14 protein-coding genes are annotated in these 14,527 nt (G+C 67.3%); 6 read left to right on the forward strand and 8 right to left on the reverse strand.

Annotation, left to right across the window (positions count from 1 at the left end; all coding sequences use genetic code 11):
* Positions 1 to 140 precede the first annotated feature (140 nt).
* Together CXY79_RS05885 and CXY79_RS05890 are read left to right on the forward strand one after the other, a co-directional pair.
* On the forward strand, positions 141 to 1,373 hold the full coding sequence (locus tag CXY79_RS05885; RefSeq protein ID WP_198411977.1) for a beta-ketoacyl synthase: 1,233 nt from the start codon (positions 141 to 143) through the stop codon (positions 1,371 to 1,373).
* Between the two features lie 52 nt (positions 1,374 to 1,425).
* Entirely contained in the window at positions 1,426 to 2,748 is a 1,323-nt protein-coding gene (locus tag CXY79_RS05890; protein WP_104100217.1) for a nicotinate phosphoribosyltransferase, read from the forward strand.
* A 15-nt stretch (positions 2,749 to 2,763) separates the two neighbouring features.
* Here CXY79_RS05890 and CXY79_RS05895 read toward each other — a convergent pair whose 3' ends face one another.
* The 3 genes from CXY79_RS05895 to CXY79_RS16420 all read right to left on the reverse strand — a co-directional run bounded on the left by CXY79_RS05895 (position 2,764) and on the right by CXY79_RS16420 (position 5,951).
* On the reverse strand, positions 2,764 to 3,054 hold the full coding sequence (locus tag CXY79_RS05895; RefSeq protein ID WP_104100218.1) for a DUF3039 domain-containing protein: 291 nt from the start codon (positions 3,052 to 3,054) through the stop codon (positions 2,764 to 2,766).
* A 177-nt stretch (positions 3,055 to 3,231) separates the two neighbouring features.
* Positions 3,232 to 4,806 carry a PAM68 family protein gene (locus CXY79_RS05900; RefSeq protein ID WP_233191295.1) on the reverse strand — a complete coding sequence of 525 codons (1,575 nt, stop codon included), beginning with the start codon at positions 4,804 to 4,806 and terminating at the stop codon, positions 3,232 to 3,234.
* A complete protein-coding gene (locus CXY79_RS16420) occupies positions 4,782 to 5,951 on the reverse strand; it encodes an ABC transporter ATP-binding protein (protein ID WP_233191296.1) in 1,170 nt (389 codons plus the stop codon). Before CXY79_RS16420 ends, CXY79_RS05900 begins: the two co-directional genes overlap by 25 nt.
* An 804-nt stretch (positions 5,952 to 6,755) precedes the next feature.
* On the opposite strand from CXY79_RS16420, the gene CXY79_RS05910 reads away from it, so the two are divergent.
* From CXY79_RS05910 to CXY79_RS05920, 3 genes are read left to right on the forward strand one after another with little or no spacing between them, the layout of a single operon-like run.
* On the forward strand, positions 6,756 to 7,448 hold the full coding sequence (locus CXY79_RS05910; RefSeq protein WP_104100219.1) for an NTP transferase domain-containing protein: 693 nt from the start codon (positions 6,756 to 6,758) through the stop codon (positions 7,446 to 7,448).
* Between the two features lie 46 nt (positions 7,449 to 7,494).
* Positions 7,495 to 8,295, forward strand: a complete 801-nt coding sequence (locus CXY79_RS05915; protein ID WP_233191298.1) for an ABC transporter permease — start codon at positions 7,495 to 7,497, stop codon at positions 8,293 to 8,295.
* The gene (locus tag CXY79_RS05920) at positions 8,295 to 9,041 is read left to right on the forward strand and encodes an ABC transporter ATP-binding protein (protein ID WP_104100221.1); all 747 of its coding nucleotides are present in this window, start codon (positions 8,295 to 8,297) and stop codon (positions 9,039 to 9,041) included. The genes CXY79_RS05915 and CXY79_RS05920 overlap by 1 nt, the downstream gene beginning before the upstream one ends.
* On the opposite strand, the gene CXY79_RS05925 is transcribed toward CXY79_RS05920, so the two are convergent.
* Positions 9,038 to 9,331, reverse strand: a complete 294-nt coding sequence (locus tag CXY79_RS05925; RefSeq protein WP_104100222.1) for a helix-turn-helix domain-containing protein — start codon at positions 9,329 to 9,331, stop codon at positions 9,038 to 9,040. The genes CXY79_RS05920 and CXY79_RS05925 overlap by 4 nt on opposite strands.
* 90 nt (positions 9,332 to 9,421) lie before the next feature.
* Between CXY79_RS05925 and CXY79_RS05930 the strand changes: the two genes are divergently transcribed.
* The gene (locus CXY79_RS05930) at positions 9,422 to 10,309 is read left to right on the forward strand and encodes a hypothetical protein (RefSeq protein WP_233191299.1); all 888 of its coding nucleotides are present in this window, start codon (positions 9,422 to 9,424) and stop codon (positions 10,307 to 10,309) included.
* On the opposite strand, the gene CXY79_RS05935 is transcribed toward CXY79_RS05930, so the two are convergent.
* From CXY79_RS05935 to CXY79_RS05950, 4 genes are all read right to left on the reverse strand, one after another.
* Positions 10,306 to 11,607 carry a hypothetical protein gene (locus CXY79_RS05935; RefSeq protein ID WP_104100223.1) on the reverse strand — a complete coding sequence of 434 codons (1,302 nt, stop codon included), beginning with the start codon at positions 11,605 to 11,607 and terminating at the stop codon, positions 10,306 to 10,308. The two genes, CXY79_RS05930 and CXY79_RS05935, sit on opposite strands and share 4 nt — an antisense overlap.
* A gap of 73 nt (positions 11,608 to 11,680) precedes the next feature.
* The gene (locus tag CXY79_RS05940; RefSeq protein WP_104100224.1) at positions 11,681 to 12,580 is read right to left on the reverse strand and encodes a glycosyltransferase family 2 protein; all 900 of its coding nucleotides are present in this window, start codon (positions 12,578 to 12,580) and stop codon (positions 11,681 to 11,683) included.
* On the reverse strand, positions 12,567 to 13,379 hold the full coding sequence (locus CXY79_RS05945) for a CDP-alcohol phosphatidyltransferase family protein (RefSeq protein WP_104100225.1): 813 nt from the start codon (positions 13,377 to 13,379) through the stop codon (positions 12,567 to 12,569). The genes CXY79_RS05940 and CXY79_RS05945 overlap by 14 nt, the downstream gene beginning before the upstream one ends.
* Entirely contained in the window at positions 13,376 to 14,437 is a 1,062-nt protein-coding gene (locus tag CXY79_RS05950) for a glycosyltransferase family 2 protein (protein ID WP_233191302.1), read from the reverse strand. The genes CXY79_RS05945 and CXY79_RS05950 overlap by 4 nt, the downstream gene beginning before the upstream one ends.
* Between the last annotated feature and the right edge of the window lie 90 nt (positions 14,438 to 14,527).

The raw sequence follows: 14,527 nt of genomic DNA on the forward strand, positions 1-14,527 counted from the left end.
GTTCCCAGTCTCGCCCCGGTAGCGTCAGCACGTTCCATTCGGGGAATATGGCCGTAACTACACTCGGAATATGGCTCCCGCCAACCGACGGACGCCGCAACAGAATGACGTCACATTCGTTGTTTGAGGAGATGATCGCCGTGAATGATCGAGTCGTAATCACCGGGCTGGGCGCCTTGACGCCCCTGGGCAACAATTGGCGCGACACGTGGTCGGGTCTCACCGGCGGCCGCAGCGGCGTAGCCCGGATCACCCAATTCGATCCCGCCGGTCTGCCGACGCAGATCGCCGGCGAGGTGAAGAACTTCATTCCGGCCGAGCGGATGACCGTGAAGCAGGTTAAGCGCGCATCCCGAGCCTCGCAGCTCGCGATCGCCGCAGCCCGCGAGGCGGTGGCTGACGCCGGTTTCGGCGCCTCCATGGAAGGCATCGACACGGCGGTCGTCGTCAACAGCGCCGTGAGCGGCTTCGCGGAGATCCAGGAAGCCACCGAGCTCGTCAACTCCGGCGACTCCCGGCGCATCCCGCCGCGCTTCGTGCCCTCCGCCCTGTTGAACATGGCCGCCTGCGAGATCGCGATCGACCTCGGCGTCCACGGACCGGTCAACGCGAGTGCCCTTGCCTGCGCCAGCGGGGCCTACGCACTCCTCGAGGCACGCACCATGCTCGTCATGGGTGACGCCGACGTCGTCATCGCCGGCGGGGTCGAGGCTGCGATCACGCCCGTCATGTTCGCGGGCCTGAACGCCATGCACGCGGCCTCCAAGAACAACGATTCCCCGGCCGAGGCCTCTCGGCCGTTCGACGCCGACCGCAACGGACTCGTCTTCGGTGAGGGAGCGGTCATCTTCGTGATGGAGCTGCTCTCCCACGCCCGAGCCCGCGGCGCCCAGATCTACGCGGAGGTGCTGGGCGGCGCCCTCACCAGCGACGGCCACAGCATCGTCGCGCCCGAACCCACCGGCAAGTTCGCGAGCCTGGCCATGACCCGCGCACTCATCAAGTCGAAGTTGAACCCGAGCGACATCGACATGATCTGCGCCCACGGCACGTCCACCCAAGCCAACGACCGGGCCGAGACCTCGGCGATACGCCAGGCACTCGGGCACGCTGCCGATTCCATCGCCGTCACCGCCCCCAAGTCGATGACCGGCCACATGATCGGCGCCGCGGGTGCCCTCTCCGGCCTGCTCTGCGCCCTGTCGGTCCGAACCGGCATCATCCCGCCCACCATCAACTACACGACCCCGGACCCGGATTGCACGCTCGACTACGTGCCGCGGGTCGCCCGGGAGAAGCCGGTGAAGTTCGCCCTGGCGAATGCGTTCGGCTTCGGCGGGCAGAACTGCATCGTCGCCTTCGGGGCGCTGTAGGCCTTCTGCTCCGACAAGAACACGTATCGGGCCGGGCGGATAAGCTTTCCGGGTGACCGAAACCTCAGCATTCCGCACCGACCGGTACGAACTCACCATGGTGGACGCCGCGATCCAAAGTGGAACCGCCGCACGAGAGTGCCAGTTCGAGGCCTTCGCCCGGCACCTCCCCTCCGGCCGCCGCTACGGCATCGTGGCCGGCACCGGGCGGCTGCTCGATCTCATCCGGGCCTTCCGGTTCACGGATGCCGAACTCACCTGGCTGAGAGACAACCGTGTGGTGCGCGAGCCCACCATCGCCTGGCTCGCCGACTACGCCTTCCGCGGCACCATCTGGGGCTACCGGGAAGGCGAGGCCTACTTCCCGGGCTCGCCCCTGATCACGGTGGACGGCACCTTCGCCGAATGCGTCATCCTCGAAACCCTGATTCTCAGCGTGCTCAACTACGACAGCTCCGTCGCCAGCGCGGCCGCACGGATGGTCTCGGTCAGCCTGGGCCGCCCCCTCGCCGAAATGGGTTCGCGCCGCACTGGCGAGTACTCCGGGGTCGCCGCCGCCCGGGCCGCCTACATAGCCGGTTTCGCCTCGACCAGCAACCTGGAGGCCGGCCGCAGCTGGGGCGTGCCCACCATGGGCACCGCCGCCCACTCCTTCACTCTCCTGCACGACAGCGAGGAAGACGCCTTCCGTGCCCAGATCGCGGCCTTCGGACCGGCCACCACTCTGCTCGTGGACACCTTCGACGTCGCCGCGGGCATCGAACTGGCCGTCAGGGTGGCCGGACCGGCGCTCGGGTCGATCCGGATCGACTCCGGCGACCTGCCGACCAGGGTGGCGGAGGCCCGCAGCCAACTGGACTCGCTCGGTGCCGTCAACACGCACATCACCGTCACCAGCGACCTCGACGAGTTCTCCATCGCCGCCCTGTCCGCGTCGCCCGTGGACGCCTTCGGCGTGGGCACATCGGTGGTGACCGGTTCGGGCTCCCCCGCCGCCGGGATGGTCTACAAACTCGTCGCGCACCGCGACGACGCCGGAGACTGGGTGCCCGTCGCCAAGACCTCACCCGCGAAGAGCTCGGTCGGCGGCCGAAAGCGGGCCGTGCGCCGGCTCGACTCCGCCGGGATCGCGCGCGCCGAGGTCGTCCTGATCGGCGAGGATCCGGCCGACTCCACTCCGCCCGCAGAGCCTTCGGGCCGGGACCGCGTGCTGCTGGTGCCTCTGATCACCGACGGCGTGATCGACGAAAGTTACCTCGGGGCGGCCGGCACGACCCGCGCCCGCGCGCACCACGCAGCCGTCATGCAGGAATTGCCGATCGAGGCCTTCCGCCTCGGGCGCGGCGACCCCGTCATCCCGACCCTGTACCGGTAGCGCTCAACCGGCAGGTCAGGCCTTCATCTTCTCGTAGATGGCCTTGCAGGCCGGGCAGACCGGGAACTTCTCCGGGTCGCGTCCGGGCAGCCACTTCTTGCCGCAGAGGGCGCGCACCGGCTTGCCGGAAATAGCCGATTCGAGAATCTTGTCTTTGGGCACGTAATGCGAAAAACGCTCGTGGTCGCCCGGCTCGATGTGCTCCTGGTTGAGGAGTTGCTCGAGCTCACGGTCGAGCGTCGAGGTGCCGCCGCCGCTGCCGGGGTTTCCGGGTTCTGCGATGCTCGCGCGAAAGTGATCAGTCATGCACTCAGTCTAAACAACCCGCGGGCACACCGGCAGGCCTGCCGATCCTGCCCGCGAGCCGGAGCCCGGAGGATACCGCGAGCGAGTCGCGCGGGAGCTGCGCCCCTCCGCGCGTGGCGTGCCGGCGGCGCAGCGGCGCAGCGGCGCAGCACGCGCGCCACGCGAACGTCAGGACGCCTAGGCCCGCACGGCGGAGGCGATCATCTCCGGCCCGCGCCGTTCGAACGCGAGCGAACCCAGAAAGACCCCGCCCACGAGCGTGATCAGTCCGCTGGCGACGCCCAGCACGAGCGCCGGAATGTTCCAGACCGGGTCGACGAAGACGCCGAGCAGCGCGCAGGCGAGAGCCGGGAGCGAAAGCAGGATCGACCCCGCAAAGGTGAACGACTGGATCAGCGCGGCCGCCGTGTCCGACGCCTGAGGCTGAGCGAAAGGGCTGTCTCCCGGCTTGGTAGCCGGATAGGGGAAGCGCGCCGATGAATAACTCGAGAGCCCGAGCCCGGTCAGCAGGATGCTGGTGCTCACCCCCAGGATGGACGGCATCACCGCCCAGTCGCCGTAGACCGACACGCTGATCGCCGACCCCGCCGCGATCATCGGGATCCCCACGAAGAGTGCGGGAACCAACCGGCCCATCCGGTCCTCGAATCCGCGGGTGCCGGAGGCCACGTGCAGCCAGACCGCGGTGTGGTCCAGGGCGACGTCGTTGTGCAGGGTCCAGCCCAGGAACACACTCATCAACGGCACCGCCAGAAGAGCGAGGTAGGAGATCGGCAACCCCGCGAACGACAGCGGCAAGATGACGATCAGAGGAATGACCGGGATGACGATCACCGACATCCAGTACCGGGAGTCGCGGCGCCAGTAGGTGAGGCTACGGGCCGCAATCGCACCCATCGGAGTGTGCGGCATGCTGTCGAACCACCCGAGCCCGCCGTACTGGCGGGCCTGAGCCTCGCGGCCGGGCGTGACGAGCATCCGTGCCACCAGTCCCTGCCAGGCCAGCCACAGCAGGTACGTCGTTGCCGCGGCCATCGAGAGCTTGAGCACGGCCGCACCCCAGAGCCCGGTGGAGGCATCCCCGGGAACGGCCCAGGCCGCACCGAGGGGCGTCCAGCCGAGGATGCCCGCCAGCCCGCCGATCAGGTCGAGGCCGTAGCGACCCCAATCGAAGTTGAGCGCCAGAAGCACGACGGGGGCGATCATCACCAGAAGAAGCACCCCGATGATTCCGGTGAATTCCCGGGATCGACGCGTTGCCAGCAGGAACGCCCCCAGCGACGTGCTCACCCGGGACACGAGCATGCAGGTGGCCAGCAGCAGGGTGGCGGAGGCGAGGGCGAGCACCGTCACTAAGAGGCCGCGGGACCAGGTCACGACCGTGCCGAGCAGCACGACCGAGAGCACGAACGCGGGCACCCCGACCAGAGAGGACAGCGCCAGACCGAGCGAAAGCCTCCGGCTAGGGATGCCCATGGTCGCGAATTTGCGCGGGTCCATGGTGTCGTCGATCCCGAAGACCAGCGGGAACAGCAGGAAGCCGAGCACGACGAGTGATCCAGCGACGACCAGGCCGTCGCGAATGGCGACGGGATCTCCCGTGAAGCGCAGCCCGACGAGCACTACGAAGAGGCCGACGGCCAGGGCGAGGCCGTAGAGCAGGCCGATCACGATGCCGGCGACCTGCCAGGGGCTGCGCCGGAACAGATTGGCGAGCAGGCGGACTTTCAGTCCGAGAAACTGTGCAACCACTCCATGCCCTCCGCCACCTTGCGTCCACCGGCCAGCTCGATGAACCGTTCCTCGAGCGTTTTCTCGCCGCGAACCTCGTCGATGGTGCCGGAGGCCAGCACCGCACCCTCCACGATGATGGCGACACGATCGCAGACGCGCTGGATCAGATCCATTCCGTGGCTCGACAGCACGACCGTTCCACCGCTGGCGACGTATTTCTGCAGGATCTCCGTGACGTTGACGGCGGAGACCGGGTCGACGGACTCGAACGGCTCATCGAGCACGAGCAGTCGCGGCGAATGGATCATCGCGCAGGCGAGTGCGATCTTTTTCGTCATGCCGGCCGAGTAGTCGGCGACGAGGCGATTAAGCGCGTCTTCGAGGCCGAAGGCGGTTGCCAGGTCGGCCGCGCGCTGCCGCACGGTGACGTCGTCGAGACCCCGGAGCACCCCGGAGTAATAGAGCAGCTGGGCTCCGGTCAGGCGGTCGAACAGGCGCAGTCGATCAGGCAGAACGCCGATGATGCGCTTGGCGGCCATCGGGCTCCCCCAGACGTCGATGCCGTTCACCGTGACGGTGCCCGCATCCGGCCGGAGCAGCCCGGTGACCATGGAGAGCGTCGTGGTCTTGCCGGCGCCGTTGGGCCCGACGATCCCGAAGAACGACCCCGCGCGAACCTCGAGGTCGATGCCCGATACCGCCACGGTCCGGCCGAAGCTCTTGTGCAGACCGCTGACCGCGAGCACAACCGGCGGGGCGAGATCGAGCGCAGTCGGCGCAATCACCGGGGCGCGCTTGCGGGAGGCCCGTTTCACGACGGGCGGTTCCGCGGCAGCGGGGGCGGCGGCAGGCAGCAGCTCCGTTTCGGCGGACCCAGGCAGCTGCACCGGTACGGGCACCAGTTCGATGCCTGCCGACACGGATGCGTCGGCACCGGATGCGTCGGCACCGGATGCGTCGGCAGCGAATGGCCGGGGCACGGACAGCGCGGCGACCAGGACCGGCTCGGCCTCCTCGCCCGGCGACGGGATGAACTCCGGCAGAACCTGCGTGGCGGGCTCCGCGTCAGGTTCGACACTCTCAGAGTCAGTAGTGAGAGGCTCAGAGACAGGTTCGACTGACCTCGCGTCAGGTTCGGCGACGGCGGCCGCGGCCGCAGCCAAGGTCGCCGCCCGGATGGCCGCAGCCCGCGCTGCGCTGGCCTTGGCCGCACTGGACCGGGCCGCGCCGGTTTTCGCGACGGACTCAGATTTCGCCGCTGCCGTGCGCGCGGCCGTGGCCCGTACTGACGTCGTGCGAGCCGACGTCGTGCGAGCCGCGGTGATGGGAGGAGTGGCGAGTGTCGGGGCGTCGGCCGTCGGCGACGTGCCTTCAGAGTCAGACTCCGGCGCTGCGACGGGCCTTTTCGGAGCCGGTCTCGGTGCGGGCTTTGGGCTGGCCCTGGCCGCGGGTTTCTTCGGAAGGGGCGCCCTGGGGGTGCCCTCCCTCGCCTCTGCAGCCGCTTTTTCGCGGGCCGTACTCGGTCGCCCGGCGGCCACACGGGGGGTAGCCTTCGTGCGCGGCGGCGCCTTGGGGACAGGGGCCTTGCGCACCGGGACGGTGCGCACAACAGCCGGCGTCGTGGCCTGTGTTTCAGCAGAATCTAGCGCAGAAGAGGGCACCTTCTGCTCGTCGGGCTCGGATGTCGGGGGCGCTGGAGTCACCTCGCTAACCTACCAAGGACCGTCTGACATCGCAGGCTTCGGGGGTCACCCGGAAACACAGTCAGGCGCTGCCCAGCCACGGGCGCCCGGGTCACGAAAGCAACACGGAAAGGAGTCCGCTCTTCCCCCCAACCGAGGGCGTAGGGTACTCTCGAGTTGGCATAACGGTGTGTCTATACGTGAACGTACAAGTGAACCCTAGACAAACTCGATCTGAATCTGAGGGAGTCTCGGTCACTCGAATTCTTTTCTGAGGAGACAATCGTGACCACCCAGGTAGTCATTTTGGCAGCAGGTATGGGCAGCAGACTCGGACGTTCGCTTCCGAAGCCGCTCACCGAACTCAACGACGGTCGAACAATCATGCAGCAGCAGTTCGACAACATCGCGCACGCCTTCGGCAAGAAGGCGAAAGTTACCATCGTGGTCGGTTACAAGCTCGAGCACATCATCGAGGCCTTCCCGCAGGCATCCTTCGTTTACAACGAAGAGTATGACCAGACCAACACCTCGAAGAGCCTTCTGCGCGCTCTCCAGGCGTCCACCACCGGCGGTGTGCTCTGGATGAACGGTGACGTCGTCTTCGACCCGGCCATTCTCGACCGCGCTGCCGCGATGGTCGCTCGCGACCAGTCCTTCGTCACCGTCAACACCTCCAAGGTGTCCGACGAGGAGGTCAAGTACACGACCAGCGCCGAGGGCTACATCAAAGAACTCTCCAAGACTGTCAAGGGCGGGTTGGGCGAGGCAGTGGGCATCAACTACATTTCCAGCGCGTACAAGGCTGTACTGGTCCACCACCTGACGAAGGTCGCCGACCAGGACTACTTCGAGCGCGGCATCGAACTCGCGATCGAGAAGAACAACCTGTTGGTCGAGCCTCTCGACATCTCCGATTTCTACGCGGTCGAGGTCGACTTCGCCGAGGATCTCGAACGGGCGAACCTCTTCGTCTAGCGGCGCCTTTCGCGGGGGCGCGCGCCGCGCCCCTACGATAGAGCGCGTGAGTAGATATGCGGAAGTGCGCCCTGAGCAGCGCACGTCTTTCGCCAGGTACCGTCATTCCCTCTGGTTGCTCACGCAGCGGGATCTGCGGGTGCGCTACTCGACGTCGCTGCTCGGTTACTTCTGGTCGATTCTCGACCCTCTGGTCATGGCCGGTATCTACTGGTTCGTCTTCACCCAGGTTTTCCAGCGCACGGTGGGCAACGAACCGTATATCGTCTTCCTGCTGTCGGCGCTGCTGCCGTGGATGTGGTTCAACGGCACCGTGTCCGACTGCACGCGCGCGTTCCTGCGCGAAGCGAAGCTGATTCGGTCCACCCGAATACCCCGCACGATCTGGGTGAACCGGCTCGTGCTGTCCAAGGGCATCGAGTTTGTGGCGTCCATCCCGGTGCTTCTGCTGTTCGCACTCATCTCCGGGGCTGAACTCAGCGCGGGTGCGGCCCTCTTCGCCCTCGCGATCCTGCTTCAGACGATCCTGACCGCAGGGATCGGGCTGATCGTCGCTCCCCTCGTGGTCTTCTTCCGCGACCTTGAGCGGGCCGTGAAGCTCATCCTCCGCTTCCTGTTCTACGCATCGCCGATCATCTATGGCACCGCGGACCTGCCCACGGAACTGCAGTTCTGGGCCGGCTTCAATCCGCTCAGCGGCCTGTTCAGCCTGTACCGGGCCGCGTTCTTCCCCGAGCAGCTCGATTGGAATCTCGTGCTGATCAGCGCGCTGATGTCGGTCCTCTTTCTTGTCGCCGGCCTGGTTGTCTTCACGCGCACCGAGCGCGCCGTCCTGAAGGAGATCTAGTGTCGGCACCGGTGATCACCCTCACGGGTGTCGGCATCCGTTTCCGCCGCAATCGACGCGGTCGGCGCTCGTTCAAGGACCTGTTCGCCGCCCGGAGGCGGCGCATCCGCCCGAACGAATTCTGGGCGCTGCGGAACGTTGCGTTCACGGTGCAGCGCGGCGAGGCGATCGGCGTGGTCGGTCGCAACGGGCAGGGCAAGTCGACCCTGTTGAAGCTGGTCACCGGCGTCGTGCTGCCCGACGAGGGCTCGGTGCGCGTGACCGAGGGTGTGGCCCCGCTGATCGAGATCACGGGTGGCTTCGTGGACGACCTCACTGTGCGCGAGAACGTCTACCTGACCGCGGGCCTGCACGGGATGACGAAGAAGCAGATCGCGGCGCGCTTCGACGAGATCATCGCCTTCGCGGAGATCGCCGACTTCGTCGACACGCCCTACAAGCACCTGTCCAGTGGTATGAAGGTGCGCATCGCGTTCGCCGTGATTTCCCGGCTCGAGGAGCCCATCCTGCTCGTGGACGAGGTGCTCGCCGTCGGCGACAAGGCGTTCCGGGAGAAGTGCTACCGGCGGATCGAGGAACTGCTCGCCGGTGGGCGAACTCTGTTCTTCGTGTCCCACAACGAGCGGGACCTCAAGCGCTTCTGCACCCGAGGCCTCTACCTTGACAAGGGTGCGCTGGTTCTGGATGCCCCCATCACCGAGGTGCTGGCGCTCTACAACTCGCAATACGGGATCAAGCCGGCCTAACGGGCCGAGGCCATCACGGCATCCGGATCTTCCAGGCCGTCCCGGGAGGGCGGCAGTTGAGCGGAATTGAACCCGGTCATCAGATCGCCCGGCTCAATGCCGAGCACTGTGGCAAGCCGGATCAGGGTATGGAAAGTGGGGTTGCCAAGTCCCCGGTCGATCCGCGCGTAGTTGGACACGTTGAGGCCGGCCAGGTGGGCGACGGCCTCCTGATTGAGGGACAGCTGGCGCCGCCGACGACGCAGACGAACACCGAGGATTCGGGATGCTTCTGACTTCGGCTCAGGCATTCTCCTTGTATAGGCGCGCACCGAGTTTTCCGCCAGTGGCACCCAGCCGGGGCACGTAAACTCATCGGGACACTGACGGAGGGCACTCTGATGGCCAAAAAAACCAAGCCGATTATTTCCGAGACGGGTGGCCTGCCGAAAGGCGGCCAGCTCCCCACCGGGATCGTCACGGGCTTCGACCGCGTGATGGCGATTCACCGTCCTGCCGTGCTCGCGCACATCCGTTCCGTGCGCCGCCGTTCCCCACAGGCGTCGCCCGTGGAGATCATCCGGATCCTGGAGCGGCGCTACCTCGCCGCCGTCACCACCGGGGGTGCCGCGGTCGGCGCGACGGCGGTCATCCCGGGGGTCGGCACCGCCGTCACCCTGGCCATCTCCGGCGTGGAGACGGCCGGGTTCCTCGAGGCCACCGCCCTGTTCACGCAGTCTGTGAGCGAGGTGCACGGCATCACGGTCGAGGACCCCGAGCGGGCACGCGCTCTGGTGATGACGATGATGCTCGGCCGCGAAGGCTCAGACCTGGTGCGCCAGCTGGCCGGCCAGGTCTCCGGCTCCGGCGTCCCGCGCGCCGCTTACTGGGGCGAACTCATCACGACCAGCATTCCCCGGGCCATCATGGGACCGCTGACCGATCGGCTGAAGAGCAGCTTCATCCGGCAGTTCGCCGCCAGGGGCGGCGCCAGCTTCATCGGCAAGGCCCTGCCGTTCGGTGTGGGCGCCATCATCGGGGGTGCGGGCAACCACATCCTGGGCTCGCGGGTCGTTCACTCGTCGCGGCTCGCGTTCGGCCAGCCGCCGGTCGGTTTCCGCGAGGAACTGGACCCCCGGGTGCGGATCGTCGTTCGGGAATCGCCGGCCCGCCGCATCCCGGGGATCACCCGGCTGTCCCTGACCGGCCTGTCCGGCCGGCTGTCCCCCCGGCGACGGATGCCCGGAGCACCGCACCCGACAACGCCGACACCGCCCCGTGCAGACTAGAGCTTCTCGACGTCGCTGACCTCGTCCGTCGGAGCGTCGATGGCTGGTTCGACCACTTCCAGGCTCACGGCCTGCGGGTGGGATGTGTCGAAGCGCTCCCACTCGTCCATCAGGTGCGCCACAGCGGCGTGGAAACGCTCCGTGGCGACTCCGGGACCGGTGTCGCCGAAGTAACGCTCGACCCAGATCTTGAGCCGGTCATGGGCCTCGCTGTCATGGGTGAGATCGTCGAGCACGCCGAGGATACTTCCCGCATCGTCGACGTTCAGCCACTCGCAGTCGGAGAGATAGCCTCCTGAGTCGATCTGAGCGGCCGGGTCGACCGGGCGGGTCACCATCAGGGCCTTGCCTGAGGCCAGACGGTCGTAGACCATCGCCGAGATGTCGACGATGGCGACATCCGCTGCCGACAACTGCCAGCCCAGGTCGGGGCTCGCGTCGTAGATGTGCCGGGCCGAGGCATCGCGCGCATTCGCCGTCGCGATGGCCGCGATGATGGTCTTGTTCGCCGCGCCGTACTCGCTGCTCACCACGCCGCTGCGGGGGTGCGGGCGGTAGATCACGCGGTGCCGGCCCGAGGCCAGCAGTGACGTCACCAGGGCAACGCCGTGGGACGCGATCGAGCCGTAGGCGGCGGCTGGCCGGTCGCCTTCCCAGGTCGGAGCGTAGAGGATGACCTGGCGCTCGTCCGGGGCAAACGGCGTCGCGCCGGAGTAGAAGTCGGCCTGGGGGCGGCCGATCTTCAGGGCGCGCTTGTCGAAGTCGTAGTCCCAGAGCACCTTGTCGAGACGGGCGATCGCGGCATCGCCGGCGACGAAGGCGTAGTCGTAGGCCTTGATCTGGTTCGTGACCATGTACATTTTGTCGCTCTCACCGTGGTTGATGAAAACGTGCCAGCGGCCCCCGTAGCGCATCATTTGGAAGTTGCGGGTGTTCTGGTTCACGTAGAACACGATCCGGATGTCCTGCTGGGCCAGCACCTGCTCGAGGTCGACGACCCGGCGAACGTAGGCAACCGGGAGCGGGGACTCATCGATCAGCGGCAGGGCACCTGCCCCACTGCGGCTCAACACCAGGACGGGCCAGGTCTCGGCGAGCTTCGCGAGCGGCTTGTACCACTGCCGCATCTGGTACAGATTGACGTCGCCGTCGGCGAAGTAGACCGCGATCTTGAAGTGATTCCGGGGCAGCGGCTCACGCGTGGACAGCCGCCCGTTCAGCAGCCGCTGTGCCTTGCGGGACGCCGTGACGTCCCTGACCAGCTTGAGCCCAAGCCTGACGTCTCGTTGAATACCCACCCATCAAGAGTACCGACGATGCCACTCGACCGAGCGCCTCTGGCCCCCCGAAGGGGACGTGACGACGGAATCGTTAGACGATGGGCGGCCGTCCGGCCAGCGTCATCCGCCACACCGTGCGCGCCCTGAGGGGACGCCGCTCCCCCGGGTCGGTGGTCCACCCCTCGCGGAAACCGGTGAGCCAGGCGCGCAGCGCGCCCGGATTTCGAGCCCAGCGCAGTACCTGGATCAGAAGCCAGGACCCGGCGTAGACGGGCACGAGCAGGACCGGAAGGTTGCGGCGGGCCAGCCAGACCCGGTTGCGGGCGTTCAATCGGTAGTAGTCGGCGTGCCGGGTGGGCGCGATCACGGGATGATTCGCTTCCAGCTCGCCGGCGTACCAGGCGCGCAGGCCCAGGTCCCAAACACGCCAGGCCAGCTCGATGCCCTCATGGGCGTAGAAGAACGGCTCGGCCCAGCCCCCGGTGGCGTCGAAGGCGGCCCGGGGTAGCAGCACGGCACCCTCCCAGACCGAGAAGACGTTGCTGGAGTGGGTGGCTTCGCCCTTGCGGATGCGCGGAATCCAGCGTCTCGGCGACACGATCCCGGCCGGGTCGACCACTCGGGGCTGCAGAAGGCCGATGGTCGAATCCGCCCGAAGCACGCCGATGGCATCTCGCAGAAAGTGCGGGTCCGGGATGCTGGCGTCGTCGTCGAGGAAGAAGAGAAACTCTCCCGCGACGCGGGAGACCCCGCGGTTGCGGCCGGCCGGAATGCCCAGGTTCTCGGGCAGGCCGAGCGTCTTCACCTGGTCCGGCAGCCCGGTCGGCTGCCAGCCATTGCCCACGCACACGATGTCCAGGAGAACTCCCTGCTGGGCCAGCAGACTGCGGATGCCGCGGGCAAGGTCGTCGGGACGGGTGCCCTGGGTGAGCAGCACGACCCCCACTGTCGGCAGGGCGGGCCCGACCGGTGAAGCGCTAGGACCGGACACGCTTGGACGCCATGATGGCCACGAAGTGGCCCACCAGTGAGAGGAAGGCCAGCGGGACGAGCACGATCAGCACGAACCGGTCGACCGCCGGCTCGCCGAGGAAGCTGCCGACGACCGCGGCGACGAAGATCAGCATGGTCAGTTCGACCGAGTGGTACAGCCGGTGGAACGGGAGGAACCGGGCCAGGCGGCGGGCGCGGGCGATGAAGCTCGACGTCGGGGTCTGCTCGTGCTTGCGATCGGCGAGTTTGGTCAGGCCGGCGTTCGCGCGGGCCACGTGCACCATGTCGTTGAGGGCCTTGTTCAGCACGATGACGAGGGCGAGCAGCAGTGCGAGCGTGGTCCACAGGAAGTCGGCGGGGGCCTCGAACGGGTAGAAGGCGCACCGGATCCCGAACGCGATCGGGATGAGGGCCTCTGTCGTGTAGTGCCCAACCTTGTCGAGGAACACGCCGGCCGGGGAGGACTGCCGGCGCCAGCGGGCGACCTCGCCGTCGGAGCAGTCGACCAACATCTGCAGCTGCCCAAGCAGGAGGGCGAGCATCGCGCCCCAGATGCCGGGAATGAGCAGCGCGGCCGCCGTGGACCAGCCGACCAGGATCATCAGGCCGGTGACGCCGTTCGCCGAGATGGAGGTCTTCAGAAGCATCCAGGTCAGATACGGGGAGATGTCGCGCAGGTAGAGCGACGCCGTCCAGTGCTCGGCGTTCGCCCGCAGCCGAACTTCCGGCGGCTGGGCCACGTGGCGCAGCTCGGCGATTGAGGAGGGTCGAGTCGCCGCGGGATTCGCTGACGTCATTGGTGCCTTCCGGTATGGGCCGTGATGTTGGTGGTGAATTTCAGAAACCCGAGCAGGAAGCCGATCCCCCAGCAGAAGTGAATGCAGGGCAAGACTACGAGAAACCACAGCCCGGCACGAAACCCGTCCGGCCGGGTCACCAGGGCCGTGGCCACGGCGACGAGCCCCAGGTAGGCGGCGGGAATCAGAAAACCGAGCAGCAACCACGGGTTCGCCCCGGTGAGGAGCTGAACCAGGCCGGCCAGCCCGGCCAGAGTGCCGACAGTGACACCCAGGACCATGACGGGCGGGGCGAAGTAACGGATGCCGTTGTCCTCGGGATATCGGCGGGCGAGTTCCCCTCGCCAGAGGCCGGTGGACACCATCTGCCGGGCCAGCCGGGCCAGACTCGGCCGGGGCCGATAGACGACCCGGAGCCGAGGTGTGAACCAGACGATGCCGCCCTGGTCGCGCAGACGGCGGTTGAGTTCCCAGTCCTGGCCGCGCTTGATGCCCTCGTCGAAGAGGCCGACGCGCACGATGCTGTCCATCCGAAAACAGCCCAGGTAGACGGTTTCCGCGGGGCCCTCCGGGCCGCCGATGTGCAGGGGAGTGCCGCCGAGGCCGATCTTCGTGCCATAAGCGCGCGCGACGGCTTTCTGGAACGGGCTCTCGCCCTGGGCGTCCATGACGCCGCCGACATTGTCGGCGCCGGTGCTCTCAAGGGTCTCCACGGCGATGCGGGCGTAGTCCGGCGGCAGCACCGAATGGGCGTCGACGCGAATGACGAACGCGTACTGCGAGGCACGGATAGCCGTGTTGAGGCCTGCCGGAGTGGAGCCGATCTCGTTCGCCACGATGCGGATGCGCGGATCGACCGCGGCCATCTCCTCAACCAGTTCGGTTGTGCCGTCGATGCTCGGGCCGAGGGCCAGGGTGACCTCGAAGGGCCCCGAGTAGTCCTGGCGGAGCAGACTGGTCACGGCGGCGCGCACATGGGTGACGTCATTCAGCACCGGCATCACATAGGAAACCCCGAGCAGGGATGCGGCTCCGGAAGAGGGATCCTGGCTGGTCATAGTTCCATTCTTCTGGCGGGATGTAAGAGCCTACCAGCCGGGTGTTTCCTGCCTGCATCGGGGCCGCAAACGACAGCTGCGCCGCCGGTG

The organism is Cryobacterium sp. M96 (assembly GCF_002929845.1).
Lineage (GTDB): Bacteria > Actinomycetota > Actinomycetes > Actinomycetales > Microbacteriaceae > Cryobacterium > Cryobacterium sandaracinum.

Bases quoted from the DNA above. Each gene is read 5' to 3' on its own strand.
- CXY79_RS05950 (WP_233191302.1), bottom strand. From the start codon at position 14,437: ATGACCAGCCAGGATCCCTCTTCCGGAGCCGCATCCCTGCTCGGGGTT.
- CXY79_RS05930 (WP_233191299.1), top strand. From the start codon at position 9,422: ATGGCCAAAAAAACCAAGCCGATTATTTCCGAGACGGGTGGCCTGCCG.
- CXY79_RS05895 (WP_104100218.1), bottom strand. From the start codon at position 3,054: ATGACTGATCACTTTCGCGCGAGCATCGCAGAACCCGGAAACCCCGGC.
- CXY79_RS05945 (WP_104100225.1), bottom strand. From the start codon at position 13,379: ATGACGTCAGCGAATCCCGCGGCGACTCGACCCTCCTCAATCGCCGAG.
- CXY79_RS05925 (WP_104100222.1), bottom strand. From the start codon at position 9,331: ATGCCTGAGCCGAAGTCAGAAGCATCCCGAATCCTCGGTGTTCGTCTG.